The following is a 25,856-nucleotide window of genomic DNA, read 5'->3' on the forward strand; positions in this document are numbered from 1 at the left end:
AGATGGCTGATTTCAATCCTTCCTTCGCGGACGGCGGAGAACGTCGTGCGCCAACCAGCACGGAACGCAATCTCGGGATGGCGTGCGGGCCGGCTGACTATCGCCTGTTCAATTACCTCTTCAACCTCATGCAGGGGCAGGTCGAGGCCACTGCAAATGAGGCCGGCGTAACCTCGAACAGCGATGGCGACAAGACGGTCTTGCTTCGCGCCATTCAGGCACTCATTGCCGCGGCGACCGGCGAAGGCGACACTTCCGGATTCATCTTGTTCACGCAAGCCAGATCACGCCTTCCGATCTTCCCGGACACGCAAACCGCGAATGGCCGGGTCGGCGTGACGAGCCCGACCACCGGGGTTGTTCGCATCCCGGCCGGCATCACGTTCTTGCACCGCGGCATCTTCCCGGTTGTCACCACGCTTCAGGATTTTGCGACCGCCGCCTCGAAGGTCTACCATCTGCGCTGGCGCTACAACGGCGGGACGCCAGAGTACATTCTGGCCGACACCGTGGCGGGCGGCGCCTACAACCCCTCTTCGCTCGACGAAGACGACATCGCGTTCGACAGCACCTACGACGACATGCTTATCGCCCGCGTCGTCACCAACTCGAGCAACGTCCCTACGATTACCGATCTCGCGAACAAGGCGTTCTTCTCGCTTCTCGATATCGTTTCCAAGGTTGATGGCGTCTCGACGCTCAACTGGGCTCGCCTGCCGGCGCATCTGAAGGGTGACCCGGATTTCTCCGACATGACGCGATACGAGACGACGGCGTCGGTCACAGGTTCGTGGGCCGCGTCTTCGCGCAAGATCGTCGCGGGGAAGGGGCTAACGGGCGGCGGCGACCTGACCGAAGACCGCACGCTCACCATGCGCATCAATACGCTGGATGCCCTATCGGGAGCGGTCGATGACGGCGATCAGATTGCGCTCGATGATCTCTCCGCGAACAAGTCGGTTCGGATTTCCGTGGCCACCCTGCGTGCTGCGCTCCGGCTCAACCCGCCGGGGCTCAATGATATCGGCTCGTACCGGACGTGGACGCCGTATCCAACGGTCACGAGCTACGCGGTCGGCGACACGATAGCTGGCTCGACATTTGGCGCCGGCATACCCGGCACATGGCGGGTTCATGGGAAGTTCCAATACATGAACGGCGCATCTGGCGGGACGACCGACTGGCCCACCTACCTGCTTCAGCGGATCACCTGACGCGAGGATAGCAAATGACAAGCGTTCGCATTGGCGATCTGCCTCCCGCCGTGGAGGCAGATGACGCCGACCTATTGCCGGTTTCCCGCGAAGGCATGGCGATGAAATTGCAGTTCGCGGCCATCGTCGCGTTCGTCATCGCTGCCATCGACGCCGAAGCCACTGATCTCGTCGCCGTCTATGAGGAAGCCCTGACATGAGCTTGCAAACCGTTCTTTCCGCCGCCTTTGTCCGCGTCGGCCAGGAGGATAAGGCCCTCCGCACGCTGATCAACGGCAACGCCTCCGATCTTTCGGCGCTGACGACGACCGCCAAGAACAATCTGGTCGCGGCCTTGAACGAAGTCCGCGCGGCTGCCGTTGCGTCCGAGATTCTGGACACGGCGCCGAACACTTCGACGACGAAAACCTATTCGGCGAGCAAGATTACGTCATTGATTGACGCGGCGATCGCGTCGCTCGTCGCCGCATCGCCGGCAACGCTGGACACGCTCAATGAACTGGCCGCGGCGCTTGGTGACGATCCTAATTTCGCCACGACGATGACCAACGCCCTGGCGTCCAAGGCCCCGCTGGCTTCCCCGGCGTTCTCTGGCAACCCGACCGTGCCGACACAGACGGCCGGCAACAATTCAACCCGGATCGCAAGCACGGCTTTCGTGACGGCGGCCGTGGCGGCTCATGCGGCCGATATCGGCGACCCTAATCACTCTTTCCTGACCGACTACACGACGGCGCTCGCGTAAGCCTCTAGGGGATTTCCATCATGACTTTGCAAGCAAAGCTGACCGAGTTCGCCACTCGGGTCGGGCAGGATATGAAAGAGGCGCTGACAGGCTATGTCTCGCCGAACCGGATGCCGATCGGCCGGCGCAATGGTCTTATCCCTAACCCGAACTTCGAAACGGGCAACCTTACCGGCTGGAAGCCGTGGACCAACATCCCGAATATTTCGGTTCTCTCTTACAATAGCGCCGGGGTTCCAGCGAATGCACCGTCTCGCTTTGTTGGAAAGATGACCGACGCAGCCGGGACAGTTGTCGCGATGTTCTCGCACGATGTCCCCTATACTGCGACCTACGGAGGCGTACCTGTTCTCCCTGGCGAAAAATATCGAGCGACTATCACCTACGCGAAAGGATCGACAGGGACCGCTCCGACCGTTCGCCTATATGCCTATTTTACGTCAAAAAGCGGGGTGACTTCATCGGCCATCAAGTATCTCTCCGCGCCAACGACGACTTGGAACACGGAAACGCTCGACTTTGAAATTCCAGCCGATGTGATCCGTTTTCAGCTGTATATTTACAAGATTGGCGACGGGGATGCGGATTTCTATTTCACCAATATCGACGCATGGCCGATCACCGATGCTGCCTTTCTTCGCGACAAGACGGAATTGCCGCAGGGGCTACTCATCAACAGCAAGAGGACGGTTGGAAGCCTTCAGAAAAGCGCAACATTTTTCGATCCGATGGACGATGCGGATCGCTGGGAGGTTTATATCGGCGCCGCGCCGAATTGCTATGCGTCAACGCTTTCCCTGTCTGGCGGGAGCATTTTCCAGACGACCGCATACACTTGGCTTATTGCCAAGGAGCGCGTTCTTTTTGATCCATCAAAGCTTTATCGGATCACGTTCCGCGTCCTGCGGTACGGGGCAGCTGGTGGCGTTGGCGGGGTTTATGCTGGCCTTACCGGATACAAGGCAGATGGGACGACCAAGGTCGCGACCAATGGGTTAAATACAGGATCGAGCGCGCACTATTGCTCGGCCCTCAACGTTTCCCAAGCCGGGATGGCAACGGGTTGGGTTGAATTTGTCGGATACATCAAAGGCCATGCCACGACTGGAACGTCTGCGGCATCCCCCGATCCTGCAAATCCCGGCCAGATGCACACCGATGTCAGGTATATCTCGCCGATCGTGGCGCTCAATTATTCGACCGGCACTGACGACATGCGCGTCGATGCGGTCACGATTGAGGAACTCGTCGATGGTGTTTTTGTAAAGAGCAACGGCTCCGGCTGGACGCCGCACGCAAATAGTAGTCGGACGGCCCAGTATAATACGCTCTACACTGACTATGGATATATTCAGTTTGGCCCAGCAAATTCGGCCTATGCTCACATCTATACAGATGTAACAACAGGATTTTATTTCAATAAGGATGCTTATGTACTTGGGAGTAAAATTCGCCATACCGGAAACACACCGGATGGATCAACGGCACTTGCTGAGGCTGGAACGGACCTCACGAATTTTCGGGCTTGGACGGCTTACCAACTCCACCAAGCGGTAAAAGGCTACGGCCAGAACGTCGTCAAAGGGCCGCCGAAACTACTCGCCCTTGATCCGACTATCGATATCTCGGGCGCCGCGGATGTTTCGGGCAAGGTGCAGGCGGTTATCAATTCTGTCTCCAATACCGCTCTGATCTTGCCGCCAGGCACGCTCACCATGGGCAACGTCAACATGAAGCCCGGAGTCCACCTGGAAGGCGCCGGCGAATATCAGACGATCCTCCGGCCGGTCGCCAATAATGACAAGGTGCTCCAATACACTGCCGGCGCGACGGTCAATGATATCGGGCTGCGCAAGCTGGGCTTCGACGTCAACGGCAAGACGAATGTCACGGCGATCCATCTGGACGGGACCGACAACGCCAAGCGCATCTCGGGCCTCAACCTCAAGGACTTGCGGATCAGCGGCGCCTTCGTTCGTGGCGTTTACATGCGCTATTGCGTCAACTCCGGGCTCCAGAACATCTACCAAATCCTTGTCCACGATGCCTTCCAGTTGGTCGAAAGCGCGGACAGCAACCTCGATGACTGCGAGGCCCAGCTTGGCGATGGCTACGGGTTCCTGATCCAGGGCGGCGCAGGCGCCTTCGATGAAGGCGTCCGCATGACCAAGTGCATCACGAACGGACAGGCTTACGGCCTGTCCGTGTCCGGCCAGGGCTGGGGCAATGCCGCGGCGTGCTCGTTCACGACGGCGGCGAATGGCCCGCTGGTCCTCGCTGGTGCCGAAAATTGGGATTTTTCGGCCTGCGAGTTCTCGACGGCTGGCGGAACGCCGGCGGCCCCGGCGGCCCAGATGGACTCGGCTTGCCTCGATATCGGGTTTGCAAGCTGCAAGTTCATCTTGAGCACCTTCGGCCTGATCCTTGGCGGCTATCGGCACAACGTCGTCGGTTGCCGGTTCAAGGCGAACAGCAACGTCGATCTACAGCTTACGAACGCCAGCCTTTGCACGGCGCATGCCAACACGATGGACTCGGAAGGATCTACCTATTCGATCTCAGAGTCTGGATCGTCCGACGCCAATTCGTTCGTGGGCAACGTCGAGAATGGCCTCGAAAACATCATCGGTGCCAACTCGAATTCGCAGGGTCGAATCCAATACTGAGAAAGGGCGTGAAGCCATGCAGATGACCACGATCAACGATCGGACTGTCCAATTCGACAACGCCGAGGAAATCCAGATTTTCTGCAACGGGAAAGAGCACACGCTCGCCCCTGGGCAGGCGATCTTTTTCGAGGACGAGACGTCTTACGAAATCCTGTTCAACCCGGTCGCCGGCAATCAGGCCGAGCGGTTCTCGATCAGCGTGACCGGCTGGCAGAAGTGCACCGACGACGGCTTCCTCGTCGTCGGGATCGCCGATCAGCTCGCTGAGTTCCGCAATCAGGTGATCACGGCCAAGAACGCCGAGGCCGAGGCGATCGCGCTCCACCTGATCACGCCTGGATTTTACAAGTCGATGATCTACGACGAGAAATACCGCCAGGCGATGGCATACAAGGCCGACGACAAGGCCGAGGTTAGCCTCCTCGCCAGCGAGGCCGAGATCGACGGGATGACCGTTTCGGAAAAGGTCGACCAGGTGATCGCGAAACGCGATGCTTTCGAGGCTGCCGGCATCGCCATGAATGATGCGCTTACGTATCTGAAAAAGGATCTCGACGCGGCCAAGACGATTGAGGAGATCCGCGTCGTCAAGAACGCGTTTGCCTGGCCGGAAGGCTTGCCGTCGCTGGCCGGCTGATCAAAAACAAGCAACTAAAAGGACAATCCCATGACCGACCGCGATTTCGCGCGGGCGAAGGCTGCTGCGCGCTCGGATCCGTTCTTCGTCTACCGGCCACTTCTCGATCTCCTCGGCAAGTCCGAAGGGACGGACAAGGGCGACGGCTACAACGAGACACTCGCCTACGGAGCCTTCACCGGCGGAAACGTCAACCTGGTCAGCATGACGCTTTCGCAGGTCGATGCGCTTCAGACAAAGATGCTCAAGCATCCCGGCAACAAGCTGAACTCATCGGCCGCCGGTCGCTACCAGATCGTCCGGACGACGCTGCGCGCGATCCGGAAGACGCTGGGGCTGGGCGGTGATCTCATATTCGATCGGCGGATGCAGGATCGCATGGCCTGCTATCTCCTCGGCGTCCGCGGCATCGACAAGTGGCTGGCTGGCCGGCTGAGCACGGCTACGCTGCTCAGCAACCTTGCGCACGAATGGGCCAGCCTGCCGCTGCCGAACGGGAAGGGCGCCTACGGCGGGCAGCATGCGGCTGTCACCGTTGCCGAGGTCACCGCTGCACTTGCCGAGGTTCGCAAGCGCCATCTCGGCCAGGCGCCGGCGCGCGAAGTGGTGCCGCCGGAAGTCGAGAAGGAGGTCAAGAAGAAGACCGGTCTGTGGGGCTGGCTGACCGGCCTGGGCGGCGGCCTTGGCACTGGCGTGGCCGGCCTGATTGGCATGGACTGGAAGACCGTGGCGATCATTGCCGGCGCGGCAGTCGTTCTCCTGGTCGTCATCGTGATCCTGCGCTCGCAGATTGCCGGCGCGGTGCGCGAGATCGGCGATGCAGTGGAGGGCAAGTAGTGCCGACGCTGTTCATCGTTCTGGCGATTTTCGCGGGCTGCTGCGCCTGCCTCGTGGGATGGAACGCGCAGACGGCAGATAGGGCCATGTGGGCGTTCGTCCTCGGCGTCGTCACCATTCTGCTGTTCGCGTTGGCGATCGTCTCCGCGTTCGTGGGGATGCCGTCTTGAGCGTCCTCAATCTCATCCCAGGCGTTTCCACGCTCAAGCTGGCCGGTGTCGGAATTGCAGCTTTGGCCATCGGCGGCGCGGCTGTCATGGCCTGGGCTGTCTTCAGGTACGGGCCTGACCAATACGATGCCGGCGGACGTGAGAAGGCGGCCGAGCTCGACGCAGCAACCATCAACGCAGCAAAGGATCTCGCCAATGCAGCCGAAGCAAATCGCCTTGCTCGTCGCGTGTGCCTGGACACTGGCGGCGTGTTCGACTTCGCAGCAGGTCAGTGCCAGCGCTGATCAGCAGCGCGACACGGCCCGGCGCATCGTCGGTACATCGCTGATCGGGGCTCGTGGCGCCACGCCGATTGACCAGGAGAAGATCGACGACACAGCCGCGGGGCTGTGCGGGGCAAGGGTCTGGACAGCTTCGGAGTGCAAGCGCCATGGGAGCAAGTGAAATGGGCGAAGTGCTCAAGGAATGGTGGGGCGTTATCGCGGCGTTCGTCGCGGCAGCGGCATGGTTCTTCCGCCTCGAGGCGCGCGGCATAGCAAACGAGAAGGAAATCCGGCGTCTGTGGCAGCAGCGGAAGGAAGACCTGGCCAACGCTGCTCAGTCGCGGGAAGAGACCGCTGCGATGCTCCGTGAGATCCGGCACGACATCAAGACGCTGATCTCACGGAACGGCGGCCAATAGATAGGAAATGACCGGCTTTCCATAGCGTCAGGCCATAAGTATCCAAAGTCTATTCAGTCGGCAGCTTTGGTTTTTCGGACCTGTTGAAATGGACGACATTGGGGTTTGATATTTTCTGCTCTTCCAGCATCGCATCCAGTTGGTCGAAGAGCTTCCCAATATCTGTCAAAGAATCTCAGTTTCACCATCCTCGCATCGACGAAAAACAACCAGTCGAGCGCTAAGCTCGTCCTGGATTGCAACGCGGGAGGACTCTGAGCCTGTGCTGCTTTTCAACACAATGAACCAGCCTTTTGCCATTGCAATTCCTCCCGCGCCAAACGCCGTAGTCAGATTACGGGCCTCTGCCTAGAACTCCTCCCAACCCTCCTCTTTCAGGGCGGTGTTTCCGACAATGCGCGGCGCGGCGCGGCGCGCAGGCTCGCGGACCGGTTCGGCCTTGCGTTCGCCGCCAGCGCGCCTCGTCTCTCCGCCAAGTCTAAACTGGCCAATCATTTGCGAAAGCGCGTCGACCTCGCCGGCCAGGCTGTGGCTCGCCGCCGTCGCCTCTTCGGCCATCGACGCGTTCTGCTGGGTGTTGGTTTCGATGTCAGCGATCGCACGGTTTATCTCGTTCAGCGAGAGCGCCTGTTCCTTCACCGCCGTGACGATCGAGGATACGTTGATATCGACGTTCTTGACTTCGGAAACGATGGTTTCCAACGTGCGCCCGGTTTCACCCACCAATTCAGCACCGGTCGTCACAAGAGCATTGGAATTGTCGATGAGCTTCTTGATCTCCTTGGCTTGGGCGGCCGAACGCTGCGCGAGTTCACGGACTTCAGAGGCGACCACAGAGAAACCCTTGCCGGCTTCGCCGGCCCGTGCCGCCTCGACACTGGCATTCAGCGCCAGCAGGTTGGTCTGGAAGGCGACCTCGTCGATAATCGCAACGATATTGCCGATGTTCTGCGACGCAACCTCGATGTCGCCCATGGCCGCAACTGCCTTGCGGACCACTTCGCCGGCTTTCTCGGCCGCTACGCCAGTGTTGCGCACGATGCGACCTGCCTCTTCAGCATTCTCGGCCGCGGACGAGACCGATTTGGTGACCTCTTCAACGGCGGCGGCTGTTTGCTCAACTGCTGCAGCTTGGCGCTCCGTACGCTGCGAAAGGTTATCGGAGGCAGTGAGCAACTCATGGGACGCGCCGTTGATCATGTCCCCATTGGCCGCGACCGCTTGGAGTGCAGTACTCAGTTTGGCGACCGAATGGTTGAAGTCATGCCGCAATCCTTCGAAATCGGGGTGGAAATCCACATCGATCGTCGAGGTCAGGTCTCCGTCGGCCAAGGTGCGCAGGGCATCGCCGAGCTTCTCGATCGCGTCTGTCGTCGCCTCGGCCTGTGCCAGCACCTGTGCGTCTGCTTGCTGGCGGATGCGGGCATGTTCCTCGCGCTCCGCTGCGATCTGCTGCTGCCGTTCCAGATTGTCGGCGGAAGCCTGCTTGAACACGCGCACCGAATGGGCCAGCGCACCGATCTCGTCGCTGCGGTCGAGGAACGGAACCTCGCCCTCATCGCTGCCGGCGGCGAGCCGTGTCGTGTAAGTTGAAATCCTGTTGAGGGGCCGGATAACGCGCCTGAAAAGTCCAACGAGCAGCAAAGAGAGGATCACCGAAGCGGAGACCACAACTAGCAGCTCGAGGTTTGTGAGCCTGTCCATTTCCGCCAAAACCGAAGATTGGATCTGGCGTTCTTCTGCGGTGGCGTTGTCGACGATTTCAGCGACGACAGCGCGATGAGCCTCAAAGGCTGCGGAGAGGCGGTCAAGCGACGCCTTGATGGCGTCAGGATCCTTTGGCCCCGTCGCCATAAGCATCGGGAAAAATGTGCCTTCAGCTTCGGCCCAGAACGGTTCCAGAGACTTCGGGGAGTCATCAAGGAGATGGGCCTTGATATGCGGGCTAATTCGCGAGGCGCGCCAATAGTCTAGCCGTTCCAGGTATTCGGCCTTGTGCCCCTTGAACTCTTCAAGATTTGCTCCAGCTGTCTCCGGCTCAGCTGCAGCAGCCAAGACATGGACGTAGGCCTCGATTGCGTATGAAGGCGGCGGCAGGACATCGGCCACGAGGTCCTTGTTTTCGATGATCTGCTTGAAATTATCACTACCGATCTGACCTCGGATTTCAGCATACAGACCAATCGCGACCAGAGATCCGGCCGCGGCAAAGATGACAATCGATGCCAGGATGGCACTTGTGCGAATATTCAGAAATCGACCGAGCGACTTCAGGGCACTGTTGTTTGGAATTGTTTCAGACATGATCCTTTGCCCCATGACAGCAACCTGCCTTCAGGTCGCAGATATCCATTCGGACGGCTTGCAAGCCGTCCGCGCTAATGTTGCGGCGTTTCCAGAAAAGTGGGGATCATCCCCATATTGCCCGTGGGGCCTATCGCACGCCCCTTGATATCATCTCGTCAAAAGTCACACTCAATTTTTAATCTTTTCTTACGGAATCCAGCCCGACTGCATTTTTGTGGCGTGCATTCCCTTGCCTTGTTATCTATCCATCACCGAACGACTGGGAAATGCGTCATGGCAGGTGACGGTAAGATCTTTCGGCTGGCGCCACATGCAGGAATGGAAAGCCACCGTGACTGGGAGGCTTCGATCCTGAAGCCGATGGCATGTTGGGTGAGGGCCGCGAGTGACCTCATCGCTCGGAGCTATGTTCAATCGGCAACTGTTAGAGCGACCAGGTCTGACGGCGATGGGGCAAGAAAGGTTAGCCCATGGCAGCAGGCGGAAATAACATCATGCGAAGAAGACCAAGCACCACCATTTGAGATCGCTTGGAACTACGTTTTCACGGAAGATGGACAGCGGCTCCAAATCGTTGAACCTAGGTAGGTGACGAAGGTGCTGAAGCTGAGAAGAGCTTGAGCGCAAGCGGTAGGTGAGCTAACAATTGTTCGTCACGGCTTGACCACCCCTTTAGGCGCTGTGACGGACCGGGGCAGCGCACACACAACGCTCCGGACCACCCGAGCCCGCTACCGAAAGGTGGCGGGCTTTTTGGTTCTTGGTGGTAGCCTGTACGGTAGTTTTGCGCATTCGCGCCATGGAATGCAAAGAGGTCGATCGCCTGCCTCGCCGGCAGAAGACACCACAGGTAGCTGGCTCACCCGGTGCTCGGACAAAGGGTCCAACAATGCATGAACGCCTGTACCTGGCATGCGAATAGTCAACTCACTTCGTGACGCGCGCAGAAACGATATCAGTCAGATGCGCCAGCTGAGAAGATTCGCAATAACCTTCGTTCCAGTCGACCACTCATCCGTCGCATCCGCTCGCTTGGCAAGTGATCGAAGGGACCCAGCGGATTGTGACTGGTCTTGATCACGAATGCTGAACCTGCTTGCTGCCACGGTGCCCGCATCGAGACCCGTTTCATCCAACGGGCGAGAGAAAGTGATGCTTCCGTCCGTGCATTCTTTCATGACGGCATGGCGTGCAGCCAGCTCGTCCGCGATTGCGGCACGATAGGGCTGAGGGCCAGAGCGGCCCTCAACAATGAAAAACCATCCTTTAGCCATGGGATTCTCTCCTAAGACGCCAGGCGGACGGTCACCAGCTTGTCCTTGATCTCCTTGAAGATCGCTTCCAGCTGGTCGTGGTTCGGGCTGTCAAAGAAGTGGTCGCTGCCGCTGGCACAACTCTGCAGCAGGGTGCCGGTCGCGACGTTCGGCTCCTCCAGGCGGATCGTGAAGATTTCGATGCCGTCGTTCTTCGCATTCGTGCAGGCAGTCAGCGTTTGCGCATTCATCGCCTTTGTCGTGGCATCGACAGTTCCGGACACGTTCGGATCAAGTCGATTGTCGACCAGGTAGCCAGTGCTGGTATAGCCAGATTTCAGGTCGTTGTTGAGGACGCCATAGGAATTGGTGCCGTCGGTGAGCACGACCATGATCTTGCGCGATCCGTGGTTCGAGGCGGAACCCTCACTGAAAGGCTCGCGGTCGGACAGGGTCCGCCAGCCCCACATCACGCCTTCGGTGATGTTGGTGGATCCATTCGCTTTCAGGGCATTGACCTTGCTTTTGACCTTGTTCAGATCACTGGTCAGTGGCTGCAGTGGTTCGGTCTCACAGCCGTATCCGGGCCCCTTGGGATCAGATTCGTTGGAATAGAAGATCGAAGGTGAGGTATCGAGATTCACGACAAGCGTCGGGTCTTTAACCCATTGGCCAGCAACCTTGATGACACCGTAGCGCGCCAGCTTGGTCGAGACTGGATCGGTGAACTTCACCGACGACTTTATGTAGTTGTTCGGGTACTTCGGGAACCCGTTGTACCAGGTGTCATCTGGCTCATCGATGGCGAAGGTCGGTTCGAAAAGTGACATTGCCTCGCTGGATTTCGCTTCGCGGTCGGTCAGCGCATAGTCAATGCCAGGCGTATCCATCCGCGTTTCGACGCAGCCAGGCCACTTGAAGCCAAGCGCTTCATACAGCTCGAAACGGCTCAGACCGGCGGGAAGATCCATCTGCGGGTACTTGAGCAATCCCTTCGTGTCGAGCCAGTCAGCCCCCGTACCGTCGATCACTTTGCCCTTCTCGTCGAACTGGGGGCCATACTGCGGGCCCACGTTGACGAAGGTCGCATAGGGAACAACGCCGACCTTGAGCGCGCTCTTGGTGGTCACCTGGATCGACAGGGCGTCGATCATGGTGTTCACTGCGGCCTTCATGGCGGCCAGCTTCGCGCCCTCCATGGACCCTGTGGTATCGAGCACCAACGACAATTCATATTGGGCCGGGCTGTACTCGGCCACTGACTGGCCGACGATCTTCCAAGTCTCGTTGCCGATAATAGAACCGAAGGCCAGCTTCTTTTCCGTGGTTGCCGAAACGGCAACCGAGTAGCCCGTCCGATTGACAGTGACGCTTTCAATTTCGCCACGGTAGTTTGACCGGACGTATTCGTCGGCGATCTTATAGGCCATATCGTTGGAAATCTTGATGCCTTCGCGCGCAACAGCCAACGAAGCGGAATCCAATGCATTTTGAAGCTTGGCCTTTTCCGTCGTCAGGCCCGAGTACTCAAGCCCTATTCCGACGCCCAGAATTAGCGGAACGGCCGACAAGGCCGACATAATCGCAAAGTTGCCCGAACGATCCTGCAGAAACTTCTTCACTGCCCCTGAACCCCATGCAAATTCTTGCCACTCGAAAACACGCTACAAGGAAAGTCTCGCGGGCCTCTGAATCAGATCTCTAAAATTGAATACTTTCGCAAAAAAAGCCCGCCACTGCGAGGGGGGGCGGGCGTGTGGCGGGCGTAGAGGATACAACTAGGTGCTAGGAACCTCAGCAGTATCGACTAAAGTAGTGTGTGACGCAAGGTGATGGCCCGTTGGGCTATGGGCGAAGCGGCGTGTTCATTCGATCAAGAGAGGGTGCTTGCGCGTTCAACTGTGCCATACGATGTCAGCAAACATCCGACAGAAATGTCGCGATAACTGCGGGATCGATTCAAAAGTGCCCCCTACGTCAACCAATCTGCAACCTTCATTTGCAATGTTTTTCGACGGCTTGGGAGATCTCTGTTGAGCCAACCAGTGCAGCAATGGCAGTTGGGGCGAAGTGCAGTATGGGGCGGTTACTCAAGCAATTTCTATCAGACCGATCCGGCAATTTCGCGATGATGTTCGGATTGATGTCGATCCCGCTGATCGGGGGGATTGGCATGATGATCGATTTCTTCCAGGTCGACCGGATCCGCACGGAACTGCAGCAGGCGGCCGACGCCGCAGCGGTCGGTTCGGTCGCAATCCCTTCGCCGGCCTTCTTCGCCGCCGGGTCGATGATGAACGACGGCACCATCAAGGACGGTGTCGACGATGCCGAAAAACTGTTCGAGGCAGAAGTCTCCGGCGATGCCAGAACGGCCGTGACAAAGGTCGATCCATCGGTCACGAAAAACGGGCGGGACATCACCGCGGTCGTCAACTTTGAAGCGACGGTCCCGACCGAGTTCATGAAGATCCTCGGCGTCAAGAGCGTTGACATCTCCGGCTCCGCTTCGGCGATGAACTCGACGCCGGCCTTCACGGATTTCTATCTCCTGCTCGACAATACGCCGTCGATGGGTCTCGGCGCGACGCAGGCCGACATTGACATGATGGTCAAGAACACGCCGGACAAGTGCGCGTTCGCCTGCCATGAGACCAGCAACGCTACCGACTACTACGCGCTGGCGAAATTGCTGAAGGTCACCATGCGTATCGACGTCGTCGCCCAGGCCACCGCCAAGATGATGGACAAAGCCGATTCGACGGAAAGCTACCCAGACCAGTATCGAATGGCGCTCTACCATTTTGGCGAAAAGGCCGAAACGGCCGGCCTCCAGAGGCTGGTCAAGCTGACGGGCGATCTCAACCAGATCCGGACGAAGGCCTCCACCTCCGTCGATCTGATGACCGTGCCGTACCAGAACTACAACTTCGACCAGGACACTGATTTTAATGCTGCCCTGAAAGCAATGGACAAGGAAATCTCCGCGGCCGGGACCGGGGCGACATCGATATCCCGCCTGAAGTACCTTATGTTCGTGTCCGATGGGGTAGCGGACTACTACAACAACACGTCGTGCCAGAAGACCACGACGAGCGGCCGCTGCCAGGAGCCGATCAACACGGCCTATTGCGACACGCTGAAGAACCGAGGCGTCAAGATCGCCATCCTCTACACGTCCTATTACCCGCTTCCGACGAACGACTGGTACAATACCTGGATCAAGCCGTTCGAAAGCGAGATCGGCGCCCGGATGGAAAGCTGTGCGTCCCCGGGCCTGTTCTTCGAGGTAAGCCCGACCGAGGGGATTGCCGAGGCCATGAATGCTCTCTTCGAGAAGATGATCTCGCAGCCGAAGATCATCAACTAGGACATACCCGATCCGGTTGACTGCGATGTGATCGAGCTCCACATACGCAGTCTTCGGACGACCAGAGCCCGCTGCCGAAAGGTGGCGGGCTTTCCCCCAATTGTTTAACCGGACCAATACCTACCGCGAGGCGACAACAGCACCCCGCAGTCCCGAGCTCCGCACTCCGAGCATCTGAGCCGCAAAGCCAGCCGGCGCACTGTCAGGCCGGGCCCGTAGATGGACGCGAGATCCTCAGCATCAAACCGTCTACTACCGCGGCACTGGTAGCACCAGGCAATGACATCGATGCGCATGTCGGCCAGTTCGGCCAGCGTGTTCGTCTGTTCCATGCCGGCAGAATAGGGCGGGCTTGGCAGGGGTGGATATGTCCTCCTGGGATGGGGAGCGTCATCAGCATTTACGGCTGTTTCATTTGGCGATACATCCCGCCCCTATCGTGAAAGAAGGCAGCCACAAGGCTCGGGCCGCCTTCCTTTTCCAGTAGGGTCTGGTCAATCTGGATGGAGGTCAGTCGGATCGCATTGGGTGCTGATCGATCAGCTTAGTGCTCTAAGACCCAGCAATCTTTGACCACGCCGTACAATGGATCGCCGAAGGTCTGGTTGTTACAGGCAACCTGATTTCTGGCCGCGACATAGACATACGCGCCCCTAGCCCCGTAGCGAACGCGTCGGGTTCCGCTGAAACGGCAAACATCGTTCTCCTTTGCGCAATGAACCCAGCGGTGCGAGCGCTCGTTTACCCATTTGAAGCAGGCCTTTCGGACACCGTACAAGGGATCGCCAAACGTATTGTTGCTGCAGTGCATTCTGCCGGCGCCGAAATAGTCCATGGCGAAGGTGCCCCTTGCGCCGTATCTCACATCTGTTCCTTGCTCCAAGTAGCAGTATCCGTTCTCGTCCGCGCATTTCACCCATTCCGCGCGCGCCTGATCCGGTGAGGCGAGGAAAGAAATCAGGAAAACAGTTATCGCTGAGAGGAAAATAGTCCCGATGCCGGAACTATAACTGAAAAAACGTTTCATCTGTTTCTCTCCGTTGTTATGAATCAAAACTGAAATGGCATTCTCCGAGATCGAATATTCTGATTTAACAAGATTGGCATATTTGTCCCAGTTTTCCAAGCTTGCATATTTCGTAGATGCATTCCGACCACCTCCAGCAAGTGTCTGGTTTTGCGAGAGTAGCCATGCTTTGGAATCTGCAGGACTATTTTGCCCTTAGCTTGTTGACGGAAGCGATTACCATACCAGTAAGGTTCTGGTTCGAGGTTGCTTATCCGGAAGCTCTTTCGGCGCGAGACACGCCTTCGGTGAAGCGAAGACTTCAATGTGCATGTCGGCCAGCTCTGCTAGCGTGTTCGTCTGTTTCATGCGGAAAGGATAAGACGCGCCTGGCAAGGGTGGATAACCCGCTTGTCCACAGATGCCGATTTTTGTGCACAGATCGGGAACAGGCTCCCCCGATTTTCCCCCACTAGTCCCCCACAAACTCCTTCTTGTTCTTGTATCGTTCCGTTTTTTACGGTGCGTTTCTACGAGGCAAAAGCACAAAAAAACGCTCTGTGATTGCTGTAAGTCAATGAATTTGCTTTGAAAACAATGGTGGGCGCGACAGGGATTGAACCTGTGACCCCTCCCGTGTGAAGGGAGTGCTCTCCCGCTGAGCTACGCGCCCGGTCGGTTGCGGCGCGTGCCGCTGTCCGGTGCCGCGCGGTATAAGGGGGGCACCGGCTTCAAGTCAAGGCGCTTTCGGCGCGGGCGCGCCGGTTTTGTCGCGCGGCGCGCCGGCGGCCTTCAGAAGGCGCCGCGCCAGCACCGGCGTCAGCTCGTCGAAATGTTCGATGATGATGGACGGCGCGAGGCTCGCCAGCGGTTCCGACGAATAGCCGAACTCCACGGCAACGACCGGCAGGCCGGCGGCTTTCGCCGTCGCGATGTCGGTATTGGTGTCGCCGATCATCAGCCCCGTGGCCCTGTCGCCGGCGGCGCGGCGGATCGTTTCGGTAAGGTGGCGGGGATCGGGCTTGCGGAAGGCGAAGGTGTCGGCGCCGGCGATCGCGGCGAAGCGGTGGGCAAGGCCGAGGCCTTCCAGCAGTTGCCGGGCCAGGCGCTCGTACTTGTTGGTGCAGATGGCGAGGGCGAAGCCGGCGTCCTCGAAGCGGCGCATGGCATCGAGCGCGCCGGGGAAGGGCAGCGAGCGGCCGGGCATGCGGCCGGTATAATGGTCGAGGAAGACGGCAAGCAGCCGTTCGCGCTCGGCTTCCGGCAGCGGCTTGCGATTCTGCGCGAAGGCACGTTCGATCATGGCGCGGCCGCCGTGGCCGGCATAGGCGCGCATGGCCGCCTGGTCGACCGGCGGCAGCCCGGCCGTGGCGATGGCGTGATCGAGCGCGTCGAGCAGATCCGGCGCGGTATCGACCAGCGTCCCATCCAGATCGAAGACGATGACGGCTTCCGTTTCCCTGTCAGGCATGTGCTGGCATTCCCCTCGCACGGGTATCGGTGATGGTTCCCTGCCGGCCTGCCTGCCATGGCCGGCGGCGGCCGCTCCAGTCTTTAAACGCGTTTGCTGCCGGGTCAAACGGTTCGCGTTGCCGGGAGGCCCGGTGGCACGGGCGCGCACGGCGTTCGCGCCGGGGGAGAAAGGCTTTGCCTTGATCGGCAAAAATGGTAGGTCAGCGGCGACGAAACCGGGAAGGCGGGAAGCAGGACGCGGATGGATGCGAGGACGCTGAAGATCGAGGCGGCGCGGGTGGCGCTCAGCCATGTCCATTCGGGCATGAAACTGGGCATCGGCACGGGGTCGACGGCGGAGGAGTTCGTGCGCCTTCTGGCGGCCGAGGTGGCCGGCGGCATGGAGATCATCGGCGTGCCGACATCGGAGCGGACCGCCGCGCTGTGCCGCGAACTTGGCGTGCCGCTGACGACGCTGGACGAGATGCCGCACCTCGACCTGACCATCGACGGGGCAGACGAGATCGACCCGGAACTGACGCTCGTCAAGGGCGGCGGCGGGGCGCTGCTGCGCGAGAAGATCGTGGCGGCGGCGTCCGACGCGATGATCGTCATCGCCGACGAGAGCAAGCTGGTCGATCCGCTGGGGCGGTTTCCGCTGCCCATTGAGGTGAACCGCTTCGGCCTCCAGGCGACCAAGCTGGCGGTCGAGACCGCGGCGCGCACGCTCGGGCTCGACGGCGCGATCGCGCTGCGCATGGCCGGCGACCAGGAATTCGTCACCGATGGCGGGCACCTGATCCTCGATGCATCTTTTGGCCGCATTCCCGATCCAAGAGCGCTTTCAACCGCCCTGCATGCCGTGCCCGGCGTGGTGGAGCACGGGCTTTTCATTGACATGGCCAGGCTGGCGGTCGTCGCCAGGGCCGGCGGCGTGGAGGAAATCACGCCGCGAACGAACCAACGGAGCTGATCCAGACATGAAACCTTTTCTCCTTTCCCGCCTCGTTCCGGTTGCCGCTGCCGCGGTTCTCTTCATGGCTCCCGTTTCCGCCGGCGCCCAGGACATCACCGATGCCCACCTGCAGGCCGCCCGGGACGCGATCAACGCGCTGCACGTGACCGACCAGTTCGACGCGGTCCTTCCCGGCACGGCGCAGCAGCTGCAGGGCCAGCTCGTGCAGAAGAACCCCGACATGGCCGACACGATCAACAAGGTCGTCGAGGAAAAAGTGATCGAGATGGTTTCGCGCCGCGCCGACCTGGAGAAGGAAATCGCGCAGGTCTATGCCCGTTCGTTCAGCGAACAGAACCTGAAGGACATTGCCGCCTTCTACCGGACCGAAGCCGGCAAGAAACTGCTCTCCGAGGGTCCGATCGCCACGCGCGAGATGATGAAGGCCGCGGAAATCTGGCAGCAGGGCGTGGCCCGCGACCTGGCGCAGAACGTCGGCGAGGAACTGGCCAAGGATGCGGCCGCGCAGGAGAAGCCGGCCGAAGGCGACCAGAAGGCCCAGTAAGGGCGGCTTCCGGCGCATCACGCAGACATGAACGGCCCGGTCCTTGCAGCCGGGCCTTTTCTTTGCGACATCGCTGACCATGTCCTGCCCAGGCGCATCCGCGCCAGCCATCCCGTGACTTCGAAAGGTATTGCCATGACCGCGTATGACTACGACCTCTTCGTGATCGGCGGAGGATCCGGCGGCGTGCGTGCCGGGCGCCTGGCCGCTTCGCTCGGCAAGCGGGTCGCGATCGCCGAGGAATACCGCTACGGCGGCACCTGCGTCATCCGGGGTTGCGTGCCCAAGAAGCTCTTCGTCTATGCCTCGCAATTCGCCGAGCACTTCGAGGATGCGGCCGGGTTCGGCTGGAGCGTCGGCGAAACGACTTTCGACTGGCCGACGCTGATCGCCAACAAGGACAAGGAGATCGCGCGGCTGGAGGGGCTCTACCGCAAGGGACTCGACAACGCCGGGGCGACCGTTCTCAACTGCCGCGCCGAACTGGTGGACGCACACACGGTCCGGCTCGTCGGCGAGGACCGGACGGTCACGGCGGACCAGATCCTGATCGCCGTCGGCGGGCGCGCCAACCCGCACAATGCGCTGCCCGGCCACGAGCTTTGCATCACGTCGAACGAGGCCTTCCACCTCGAGACCCTGCCGAAGGCGATCGTCATCGAGGGCGGCGGCTATATCGCGGTGGAATTCGCCAACATCTTCCACGGACTTGGGGTCGAGACGACACTGGTCTACCGCGGCAAGGAAATCCTGGGCCGCTTCGACATGGACATGCGCCGCGGCCTGCACGAGGCGATGGAGGCCAAGGGCATCCGGATCGTCTGTCACAACGTGATCCGCGAGGTCGCGCGCCGCGACGGCGGCGGGCTGACAGCGCATCTTTCCGGGGGCGAGACGCTTCAGGCCGACCAAATCATGCTGGCCATCGGCCGGGTGCCGAACACCGAGGGGCTGGGGCTGGACGCGGCAGGGGTGGAGACGGACCACGCCGGCGCCGTCGTCGTCGACGACTACCAGCGCACCAGCGTGGAGAACATCTGGGCGGTGGGCGATGTCACCAACAAGGTGCAACTGACGCCGGTGGCCATCCACGAGGCGATGTGCATCGTCGACACGCTGTACAAGGGACGTCCGACGAAGCCGGACCGCGACACGATTGCCACGGCGGTCTTCTCGCAGCCGGAGATCGGCACGGTGGGGCTGTCGGAAGACGAGGCGATGCACCGGTTCGAGGACCTGGAAATCTACCGCGCTTCCTTCCGGCCGATGCGGCACACGCTGTCCGGGCGGCAGGAGAAGATGATCATGAAGATCGTCGTCGACGGGGTGACCCGCCGGGTCCTGGGCTGCCATATCCTCGGGCCGGATGCCGGCGAACTGGCGCAGGTACTCGGCATCGCGGTCAAGGCGGGGCTGACGAAGGACGATTTCGATCGCACGATGGCGCTTCACCCGTCGGCGGCGGAAGAGCTGGTCACCATGTACCAGCCGAGCTGGCGGGTGAAGAACGGCCAACGGCTCGACTAGAACATTCCCGCCCGTCGTTGCGTTACTCCAATGCTCCATGGCGTTGTTGCTGCGCAATTCCGGACGCGAAACCGGCGTCCACTTTCGCTGGAATTGCCCGGGGGCGGTTGCGTGATTTCCGAATCGCTTCAATGGCCTGCCGGCGAACCTTCATGCCGCCGCGAAACGGTGCCATCTGTGGCGCTGTTCTCCGGTGGACCGGCGAGCCGCGTCTCCCGATCCTGAAAAAAAGCGCTCCGCGAGGGTCCCGCGGAGCGCGTTCATGCCGGGATTCCTACTTCGTGCAGTAGCGCCGTGGCCCGTGGTAGGGCTGGTAGGTGCAGTCCCGCGCCCTGAAGCTGCGATAGGCGCGCGCGCAAGCGCGGTAATTGCAGTAGGGCGGTTCGTCGTCGTCGTAATACCAGCCGGGAACCGGCACCGGGTACACCCAGTAAGGCGGCGGCGGCAGCCGGCGCCAGTGGCGCGGCGGGGGATAGCGCCAATGCCGCCTCGGCAGGCGCCGCCAGTGCCTCGGGGCGCGCTGCCTCAGGTCATAGTTCGGCCGCCTGTGCCAGTGGCGCGAACGCCGGTACGTGTGCCTGAACTCGCTGTTGCGGCCCTGGGCCAGCTGGATATCCGGTTTCGCGGTGGCCTGCTCCGGCAGGATGGTCGCGCCACCGGTTGCCAGTTTCGGGGGAGCGGCCACCGTATCGGCCGACGAGGCGGCCGCGGCCGGACCTGCCATGGTCGCGGCGACTGCGCAGAGCAGACCCACGGCGCCGGGGATGAAAAAGCGGAAAATTCTCTTCATCGTCTCTTCCTAACCTGTTTCATCGTCCGGACGTTTCCGTCCGGACCATCAACGTGGCCCATTGAGGCACCCGAGACCAGTCCCGTAATTGACGGATGTCAATCGGCCGGCCCGGCAGTGCGGTTGCGCCCGCGCCCGGCGACATGCATGCCGGGCAACGCCGCCCCGCACCGGAAGTTCCGGCATGCGGGGCGGGAAACACAACGCCCGGCCTATTTCGTGCACTGGCGGCGCGGACCGCGATAGGGCTGGAACGTGCAGTCGGACGCGCGGAAGGTGCGATAGGCGCGCTTGCAGGCGCGGACATCGCAGGACCGCTTCATCGGCCTGCGCTTGCCGGCCATCGCCGGCTTCCGGTTGTCGTGGCGCGGGGCCATGGATGGCGGCGGCACGGGCGCCCGCCGTCCCATCCGCGGGGTCTGAGGCACCAGCCAGGCGGGCGGCGTCGGCTGCATGCCAAACGGCGGCGGCGGGATGTACTGGGCCGGCAGAACCGCCGGGCCGGATGGCCGGACGGACGTGACTGCGTGCGTCGCGACCGACGCACCGCCCGCGGGGAGCGCCATGGCGGATGGGGCGGCCGCGATGGCCGCCAGGCACGACACGCCGGCGATCGCCGGCAGGATCGTGCGGAGCAGGGTCTTCATGATGTCCTCTCTGTTCCTTTGCCTGGCCGGGATGACGGGGGCAGGAACTCCGGCAGGTCCGGCGAGGCTAGCGGGACGCGGACAAGGGCACCTTGACGGGAATCAATTAAAAGTTGTTGCAATGCTAATTTAAGTTGTGCCACGCCGGGTGACGGATGCACAACCGCGTGCCGGGCCTGTCAGGCCGCGTGCTCCCGGCCGAAGCCGGGTCGTTTACCGGTTCCCAGCCAGGCCAGCACCGGCTGCCAGAGGGAGGTCCGGGCCTCCTCGCGAAAGAAGCCCATGTGGCCGATACGGCCGATCTTCACGTCCGCGGGGCGGATGACGTGGCGGTCGATCGGGGCGCGGGTGAATTTCGCCAGCAGGGCATCCAGCGCACGCTCTGTTGTCCACGGGTCGTCGGTGAAGCCAAGGGCCAGCGTCGGCGTATCCACAAGGGCCATGCGGCGGGCTTCGGGGACGGCGGGATCGGAAAACAGGTAATCCCGCTGGCGGGTGAAGCGTGCCCAGTCGGCCAGGATCGAGGCCGGCACCTGCTGGCCAAGGCCAAGCCAGCCCGGCGCGTGGCCCAGCAGGGCCGACAGCGGGCGGGCGGCCAGGTCCATCCAGGCGGTGAGCTTCCAGCGCTCGTCGGTGTGGCCGCGCCAGCCATGGCCGGACGCCACCAGGACCTGGCGGGCAAAGAGCGGGTGAAGGCCGGAGAGGGAGAGGGCGATGCCACCGATGGACTGGCCGATGGCGGTCATCGGCCGCACCGGATCGATCGCGCGCAGTGCGCGGGCCGCGGCGGCAAAGTCCTGGACCGCCCAGTCCTTCATGTTGAGCCGCGTGGCCCAACCGGCCGGCCTGTTGGAGCCGGCAATGCCGCGATAATCATAGGTCATGACGGCGCGGAAGCCCGAAAGGCAGGCCGTCCGGGCGAAGCGGTCGTAGAAGCGGCGCGATACGGCGGTGGCGGAGGACACCAGCAGGAGCGGGCCGGGCGCAACGCGGTTCTCGTAGAGCGTCGCGGCCAGCGGATAGCCGTCGCGCGCCTCCAGGGCGAGATCCCGGACCTCAACGATGTCCGCCACGACATCGAGGCAGGATGCTGCGACGGGGGCGATGCCGGGAAGGTGATCGGGTCTCTGGTTCATCGAGTGATGCTAACATCCCGTGCCCGGTTCAATCCGTGACCGAATTCACATAGAAACGGTGATGCAGCATCGGGAAGGACGATTTCGCATGGATGCCGGTCTCATCGCCTGGTTCGGATATGGCTCGCTGGTCAACCGGGCGACGATCGGCTGGGCTTACGAAGGTGCCTGGCCCGCGCGGCTGTCCGGCTGGCGGCGCCACTGGCGGCCGCGGCCCGACATGCCGGGATTCCCGGCCGCGCTGCTGACGGTCTCGGCGGACCCGGAGGCCGGCTGCGACGGGCTTTTGGTTCTCGACCGGGTGGAAAACCTCCCGGCGCTGGACAGGCGCGAGGGGCGCTATCACCGGCGGCTGGTGGACCGGGCCGCGCTGTCCGGCGTGGAGGTGCTGCCGGCAACTTGCCCGGTCTACGTCTACGAGGCGATGGACCATCTGCCGGTGCACCGCGACCCGCCACGCATCCTCCGGTCCTATCTCGACGTGGTCATGAAAGGCTTCCTCGATGAGCACGGGCCGGACGGGCTGGAGCGGTTCCTGCAGGAAACCTTCCGGTTCGACATGCCGATCCACGAGGACCGCGCCGCGCCGGTCTATCCGCGCCATGTTCCGGCCAGCGCCGAGGAGCGGGACCTGTTCGACCGGCTGACGGCTTCAATTCAGGTAGAATGAATAATCTATTCAGAACAAATTACAGCTTGAATTTTTAATTCACGGGTGCTTTAAGGTCTCCGACTGAACGGAAAGAGGCAGCAGACCCGTGGATATCCCGACCCTGACAGGACGCCAGATCAAGTTCATCCGCTCCATGCTCGACCTGTCGCAGGCCGAACTGGCGGCGAAGGCGGGTGTTTCCCAACCGACGATCTACCGCATGGAAATGGACCCCAACCGGGTTCACGAATCCATCGCGGTGATGAAGATCAAGTCGCTGGCCGACGAAAACCTGCTGATGGTGCCCGACCACGGGGCCTTTTCCGGACAGCCGATCTTTGCGAGCCCTGCGCCGAGCAGCCAGGCACAGCCAAACCCGATGAAGACAGGTGCGACCATGAGCGAAAACTGGACCCCGGATTCCTGGAGAAGCAAACCGATCCTGCAGGTGCCGGACTACCCGGACCCGGCAGCGCTGGACGAGGTCGAGGGGCGCTTGCGCACCTATCCGCCGCTGGTCTTTGCCGGAGAGGCGAGGGCGCTGAAGAAACGCCTGGCCGCCGTGGCCGAGGGCAAGGCCTTCCTGTTGCAGGGCGGCGATTGCGCCGAGAGCTTCGCCGAGCACGGCGCCGACAATATCCGCGACTTCTTCCGCGCCTTCCTGCAGATGGCCGTGGTGCTGACCTTCGCCGGTTCCAAGCCGGTGGTGAAGGTTGGCCGCATCGCCGGGCAGTTCGCCAAGCCGCGCTCTTCCGACAACGAGACGAAGGACGGCAAGACGCTGCCCTCCTACCGCGGCGACATCATCAACGGCATCGACTTCGACGACGCCTCGCGCATTCCCGATCCGCAGCGCCAGGCAATGGCCTACCGGCAGTCGGCGGCGACGCTGAACCTGTTGCGCGCCTTCGCGCAGGGCGGTTTCGCCAGCCTGGACAACGTGCACCGCTGGATGCTCGGCTTCGTCTCCGACAGCCCGCAGCGCAACCGCTACGAGGCGCTTTCGGCCCGCATCACCGAGACGATCGACTTCATGCGCGCCATCGGCATCACCGCGGACAATCACCGCAGCCTTTCGGAAACCGAGTTCTACACCAGCCACGAGGCGCTGCTGCTCGGCTACGAGGAAGCGCTGACGCGCGTCGATTCCACGTCCGGCAACTGGTACGCGACCTCCGGCCACATGCTGTGGATCGGCGACCGGACCCGCCAGCCCGACCATGCGCACGTGGAATACTGCCGCGGCGTGGAAAACCCGATCGGCCTGAAGTGCGGTCCGTCGATGGATCCCGACGGCCTGCTGAACCTGATCGACATCCTGAACCCGAACAACGAGGCCGGACGGCTGACGCTGATCGCCCGTTTCGGATCCGACAAGGTGGGCGAGCACCTGCCGAAGCTGGTTCGCGCGGTGGAGCGGGAAGGGCGCAAGGTCGTCTGGTCGTGCGACCCGATGCACGGCAACACGATTTCGGCGGGCGGCTACAAGACGCGGCCGTTCGAACGCGTGCTGAAGGAAGTGGAAGGCTTCTTCGACGTGCACCAGGCCGAGGGCACCCATGCCGGCGGCGTGCATATCGAGATGACCGGCAAGAACGTGACCGAGTGCACCGGCGGCGCCCGCGCGATCTCGGCCGACGATCTGTCCGACCGTTACCACACTCATTGCGACCCGCGGCTGAACGCCGAGCAGTCGCTGGAACTGGCCTTCCTGATCGCCGAGCGGCTCAAGCGCGACCGGGCACCGGCCGACCAGATGGCCGCCGAATAGGCCGTCCGCGGGGCGATCCGTCCTCCCGTCAACCGTCCGGCGTTTCCCTGGCGCCGGGCGGTTTTTCGTTTGCGCCCGGTCCGCGCTGTGGCAGTCTCGCGTCCGGTCTGGCTGGAGCGGAATCATGACGGAAACGAGAAGGGGCGGATGCCTGTGCGGCGCGGTCCGGTTCACGACCCGCGGGGTGCTGCGCGGCGTGGTCTATTGCCATTGTTCGCAGTGCCGCAAGCAGACCGGGCACTATTTCGCCGCGACGAACGTCGAGGATGACCGGCTTGCCATCGAGGGCGGAGAGGCGGTCACCTGGTACGCCGCCAGTCCCGGCGCGCGGCGCGGATTTTGCGGCACGTGCGGCTCGGCACTGTTCTGGAAGGCGGACGGATCGGAGCGGACCTCGATCCTGGCCGGCGCCTTCGACACGCCGTCGGGCCTGGAAGCCGAACGGCACATTTTCGTGGCGGACAAGGGCGACTATTACGACATCGCCGACGGCCTGCCGCAGGACGAGGGGTTCGACGACATGAAGCCGGAACGGCGCTGATCGCACCGCCGTTCAAAATTGATGAACGATAAGTCTTCGATTGTTCGCTCGCACGGTGGCCTTGGCGGGATTATCTGAGGGGCAAAGGAGCACTGCCATGTCAGCCATGCCAAGCATTTTCGTATCCCACGGCGGACCCAACGTCGTCATCGAGGACACGCCGGCCCGCGACTTCCTGAAGAGCCTGCATGCCCGTTTCCCCGAGACCAGGGCCATCGTGATCGTCTCGGCGCATTTCGAAACCGACGGACCGGTCGTCGTGACCGACCCGGCCCCCGAGATGATCTATGATTTCGGCGGGTTCCCGCAGGAACTCTACGAGATGGTCTACCCGGCGCCGGGCGAGCCGGACCTGGCGATGCGGGTGGCGCACATGCTCAACGATGCCGGGCTGACGCCGCGCATCGCGCCCAAGCGCGGCTTCGACCACGGGGTCTGGAACACGCTGATCCTCGGCTTCCCCGAGGCCGACATCCCGGTGGTCATGGTGTCCATCGATCCGCGCCGTGATGCCACTTATCACTACAAACTCGGCCAGGCGCTGGCGCCGCTGCGCGAGGAAGGCGTGCTGCTGATCGGCTCCGGCCACATGACGCACAACCTGCGGGTCGTGATGGGGCACATGCGGCGCGGCGCGGCGCTGGACCCGGACTATCCGCCGAAGGTGAAGGCATTCACCGGCTGGTTCGCCGACCGCTTCGCCGAGGGCGACCGCGACGCCATTCTCGCCTGGGCCGACAAGGCGCCCTACGTGGCGGAGAACCATCCGACCGACGAACACCTGATGCCGCTGTTCTTCGCCTATGGCGCAGCCGGCGAGAACCCGGTGGCCGAACGGGCCTGCGACTACATGCAATATGGCATGTTTGCCTGGGACAGCTGGATTTTCCGCTGACACGGAGAGCGCTGTCGCCCAATATCTCCCCCGAC

Annotated in this window: 23 protein-coding genes, 1 tRNA gene and 2 pseudogenes; 17 read left to right on the top strand and 9 right to left on the bottom strand. The window is 61.7% G+C overall.

Annotation, left to right across the window (positions count from 1 at the left end; all coding sequences use genetic code 11):
• Positions 1–2 precede the first annotated feature (2 nt).
• The 9 genes from CSC94_RS12805 to CSC94_RS12840 all read left to right on the top strand — a co-directional run bounded on the left by CSC94_RS12805 (position 3) and on the right by CSC94_RS12840 (position 6,954).
• Positions 3–1,214, top strand: coding sequence for a hypothetical protein (locus CSC94_RS12805; RefSeq protein ID WP_099306746.1), 1,212 nt, complete (start codon positions 3–5; stop codon positions 1,212–1,214).
• 14 nt (positions 1,215–1,228) lie between these two features.
• Positions 1,229–1,414, top strand: a complete 186-nt coding sequence (locus tag CSC94_RS12810) for a hypothetical protein (RefSeq protein ID WP_099306747.1) — start codon at positions 1,229–1,231, stop codon at positions 1,412–1,414.
• Positions 1,411–1,959: a hypothetical protein gene (locus tag CSC94_RS12815; RefSeq protein WP_099306748.1), complete on the top strand. Its 549-nt coding sequence runs from the start codon at positions 1,411–1,413 to the stop codon at positions 1,957–1,959. The genes CSC94_RS12810 and CSC94_RS12815 overlap by 4 nt, the downstream gene beginning before the upstream one ends.
• A 20-nt stretch (positions 1,960–1,979) precedes the next feature.
• Positions 1,980–4,625, top strand: a complete 2,646-nt coding sequence (locus CSC94_RS24245) for a carbohydrate binding domain-containing protein (protein ID WP_133122892.1) — start codon at positions 1,980–1,982, stop codon at positions 4,623–4,625.
• Positions 4,626–4,641: 16 nt separating this feature from the next.
• The gene (locus tag CSC94_RS12825) at positions 4,642–5,265 is read left to right on the top strand and encodes a hypothetical protein (protein WP_099306750.1); all 624 of its coding nucleotides are present in this window, start codon (positions 4,642–4,644) and stop codon (positions 5,263–5,265) included.
• Positions 5,266–5,295: 30 nt separating this feature from the next.
• Positions 5,296–6,102 (top strand): lysozyme family protein, encoded by an 807-nt coding sequence (locus CSC94_RS12830; RefSeq protein ID WP_099306751.1) that lies wholly within the window; start codon positions 5,296–5,298, stop codon positions 6,100–6,102.
• Complete coding sequence (locus CSC94_RS24630; protein ID WP_165784420.1) at positions 6,102–6,272, top strand: hypothetical protein; 171 nt, start codon at positions 6,102–6,104, stop codon at positions 6,270–6,272. The genes CSC94_RS12830 and CSC94_RS24630 overlap by 1 nt, the downstream gene beginning before the upstream one ends.
• Complete coding sequence (locus CSC94_RS24635; RefSeq protein ID WP_165784421.1) at positions 6,269–6,556, top strand: hypothetical protein; 288 nt, start codon at positions 6,269–6,271, stop codon at positions 6,554–6,556. Before CSC94_RS24630 ends, CSC94_RS24635 begins: the two co-directional genes overlap by 4 nt.
• Positions 6,557–6,717: 161 nt before the next feature.
• Entirely contained in the window at positions 6,718–6,954 is a 237-nt protein-coding gene (locus CSC94_RS12840) for a hypothetical protein (RefSeq protein WP_099306753.1), read from the top strand.
• A gap of 348 nt (positions 6,955–7,302) precedes the next feature.
• On the opposite strand, the gene CSC94_RS12845 is transcribed toward CSC94_RS12840, so the two are convergent.
• The 3 genes from CSC94_RS12845 to CSC94_RS12850 form a co-directional block, all read right to left on the bottom strand.
• The gene (locus CSC94_RS12845) at positions 7,303–9,258 is read right to left on the bottom strand and encodes a methyl-accepting chemotaxis protein (protein ID WP_165784422.1); all 1,956 of its coding nucleotides are present in this window, start codon (positions 9,256–9,258) and stop codon (positions 7,303–7,305) included.
• 962 nt (positions 9,259–10,220) lie between these two features.
• Positions 10,221–10,535, bottom strand: coding sequence for a hypothetical protein (locus CSC94_RS24250; RefSeq protein ID WP_133122894.1), 315 nt, complete (start codon positions 10,533–10,535; stop codon positions 10,221–10,223).
• An 11-nt stretch (positions 10,536–10,546) separates the two neighbouring features.
• On the bottom strand, positions 10,547–12,136 hold the full coding sequence (locus CSC94_RS12850; protein ID WP_099306755.1) for a pilus assembly protein: 1,590 nt from the start codon (positions 12,134–12,136) through the stop codon (positions 10,547–10,549).
• 455 nt (positions 12,137–12,591) lie between these two features.
• On the opposite strand from CSC94_RS12850, the gene CSC94_RS12855 reads away from it, so the two are divergent.
• A complete protein-coding gene (locus CSC94_RS12855; protein WP_099306756.1) occupies positions 12,592–13,884 on the top strand; it encodes a TadE/TadG family type IV pilus assembly protein in 1,293 nt (430 codons plus the stop codon).
• A 544-nt stretch (positions 13,885–14,428) separates the two neighbouring features.
• On the opposite strand, the gene CSC94_RS12860 is transcribed toward CSC94_RS12855, so the two are convergent.
• The 3 genes from CSC94_RS12860 to CSC94_RS12870 form a co-directional block, all read right to left on the bottom strand.
• Entirely contained in the window at positions 14,429–15,010 is a 582-nt protein-coding gene (locus tag CSC94_RS12860) for a hypothetical protein (protein ID WP_133122895.1), read from the bottom strand.
• A gap of 478 nt (positions 15,011–15,488) precedes the next feature.
• Positions 15,489–15,563: transfer RNA gene (locus tag CSC94_RS12865), tRNA-Val, on the bottom strand.
• Between the two features lie 63 nt (positions 15,564–15,626).
• A complete protein-coding gene (locus CSC94_RS12870) occupies positions 15,627–16,361 on the bottom strand; it encodes an HAD family hydrolase (protein ID WP_099306758.1) in 735 nt (244 codons plus the stop codon).
• A gap of 243 nt (positions 16,362–16,604) precedes the next feature.
• On the opposite strand from CSC94_RS12870, the gene rpiA reads away from it, so the two are divergent.
• The 3 genes from rpiA to gor all read left to right on the top strand — a co-directional run bounded on the left by rpiA (position 16,605) and on the right by gor (position 19,389).
• Positions 16,605–17,315 carry a ribose-5-phosphate isomerase RpiA gene (gene rpiA / locus CSC94_RS12875; protein ID WP_099306759.1) on the top strand — a complete coding sequence of 237 codons (711 nt, stop codon included), beginning with the start codon at positions 16,605–16,607 and terminating at the stop codon, positions 17,313–17,315.
• Positions 17,316–17,322: 7 nt separating this feature from the next.
• Positions 17,323–17,862, top strand: coding sequence for a DUF2059 domain-containing protein (locus CSC94_RS12880; RefSeq protein WP_099306760.1), 540 nt, complete (start codon positions 17,323–17,325; stop codon positions 17,860–17,862).
• Between the two features lie 135 nt (positions 17,863–17,997).
• Positions 17,998–19,389: a glutathione-disulfide reductase gene (gene gor, locus CSC94_RS12885; protein WP_099306903.1), complete on the top strand. Its 1,392-nt coding sequence runs from the start codon at positions 17,998–18,000 to the stop codon at positions 19,387–19,389.
• A gap of 274 nt (positions 19,390–19,663) precedes the next feature.
• Here the strand turns inward: gor and CSC94_RS25275 are convergent.
• From CSC94_RS25275 to CSC94_RS12900, 3 genes and pseudogenes are all read right to left on the bottom strand, one after another.
• Positions 19,664–19,768 (bottom strand): annotated as a pseudogene (locus CSC94_RS25275) (BA14K family protein); the annotation flags it as partial.
• Positions 19,769–20,391: 623 nt separating this feature from the next.
• A pseudogene (locus tag CSC94_RS25280) lies at positions 20,392–20,493 on the bottom strand (BA14K family protein); the annotation flags it as partial.
• A 512-nt stretch (positions 20,494–21,005) separates the two neighbouring features.
• Complete coding sequence (locus CSC94_RS12900; RefSeq protein ID WP_099306763.1) at positions 21,006–21,962, bottom strand: alpha/beta hydrolase family protein; 957 nt, start codon at positions 21,960–21,962, stop codon at positions 21,006–21,008.
• 88 nt (positions 21,963–22,050) lie between these two features.
• Here CSC94_RS12900 and CSC94_RS12905 point away from each other — a divergent pair, with 88 nt between their 5' ends.
• From CSC94_RS12905 to CSC94_RS12920, 4 genes are all read left to right on the top strand, one after another.
• Positions 22,051–22,632: a gamma-glutamylcyclotransferase family protein gene (locus CSC94_RS12905; RefSeq protein ID WP_099306764.1), complete on the top strand. Its 582-nt coding sequence runs from the start codon at positions 22,051–22,053 to the stop codon at positions 22,630–22,632.
• A gap of 88 nt (positions 22,633–22,720) precedes the next feature.
• Positions 22,721–24,385, top strand: a complete 1,665-nt coding sequence (locus tag CSC94_RS12910) for a class II 3-deoxy-7-phosphoheptulonate synthase (protein ID WP_114647857.1) — start codon at positions 22,721–22,723, stop codon at positions 24,383–24,385.
• 124 nt (positions 24,386–24,509) lie between these two features.
• Entirely contained in the window at positions 24,510–24,926 is a 417-nt protein-coding gene (locus tag CSC94_RS12915) for a GFA family protein (RefSeq protein WP_099306765.1), read from the top strand.
• A gap of 97 nt (positions 24,927–25,023) precedes the next feature.
• The gene (locus CSC94_RS12920; protein ID WP_099306766.1) at positions 25,024–25,821 is read left to right on the top strand and encodes a DODA-type extradiol aromatic ring-opening family dioxygenase; all 798 of its coding nucleotides are present in this window, start codon (positions 25,024–25,026) and stop codon (positions 25,819–25,821) included.
• The last annotated feature ends 35 nt before the right edge of the window (positions 25,822–25,856 follow it).

Origin of the sequence: Zhengella mangrovi (assembly GCF_002727065.1) — a bacterium.
Lineage (GTDB): Bacteria > Pseudomonadota > Alphaproteobacteria > Rhizobiales > Rhizobiaceae > Zhengella > Zhengella mangrovi.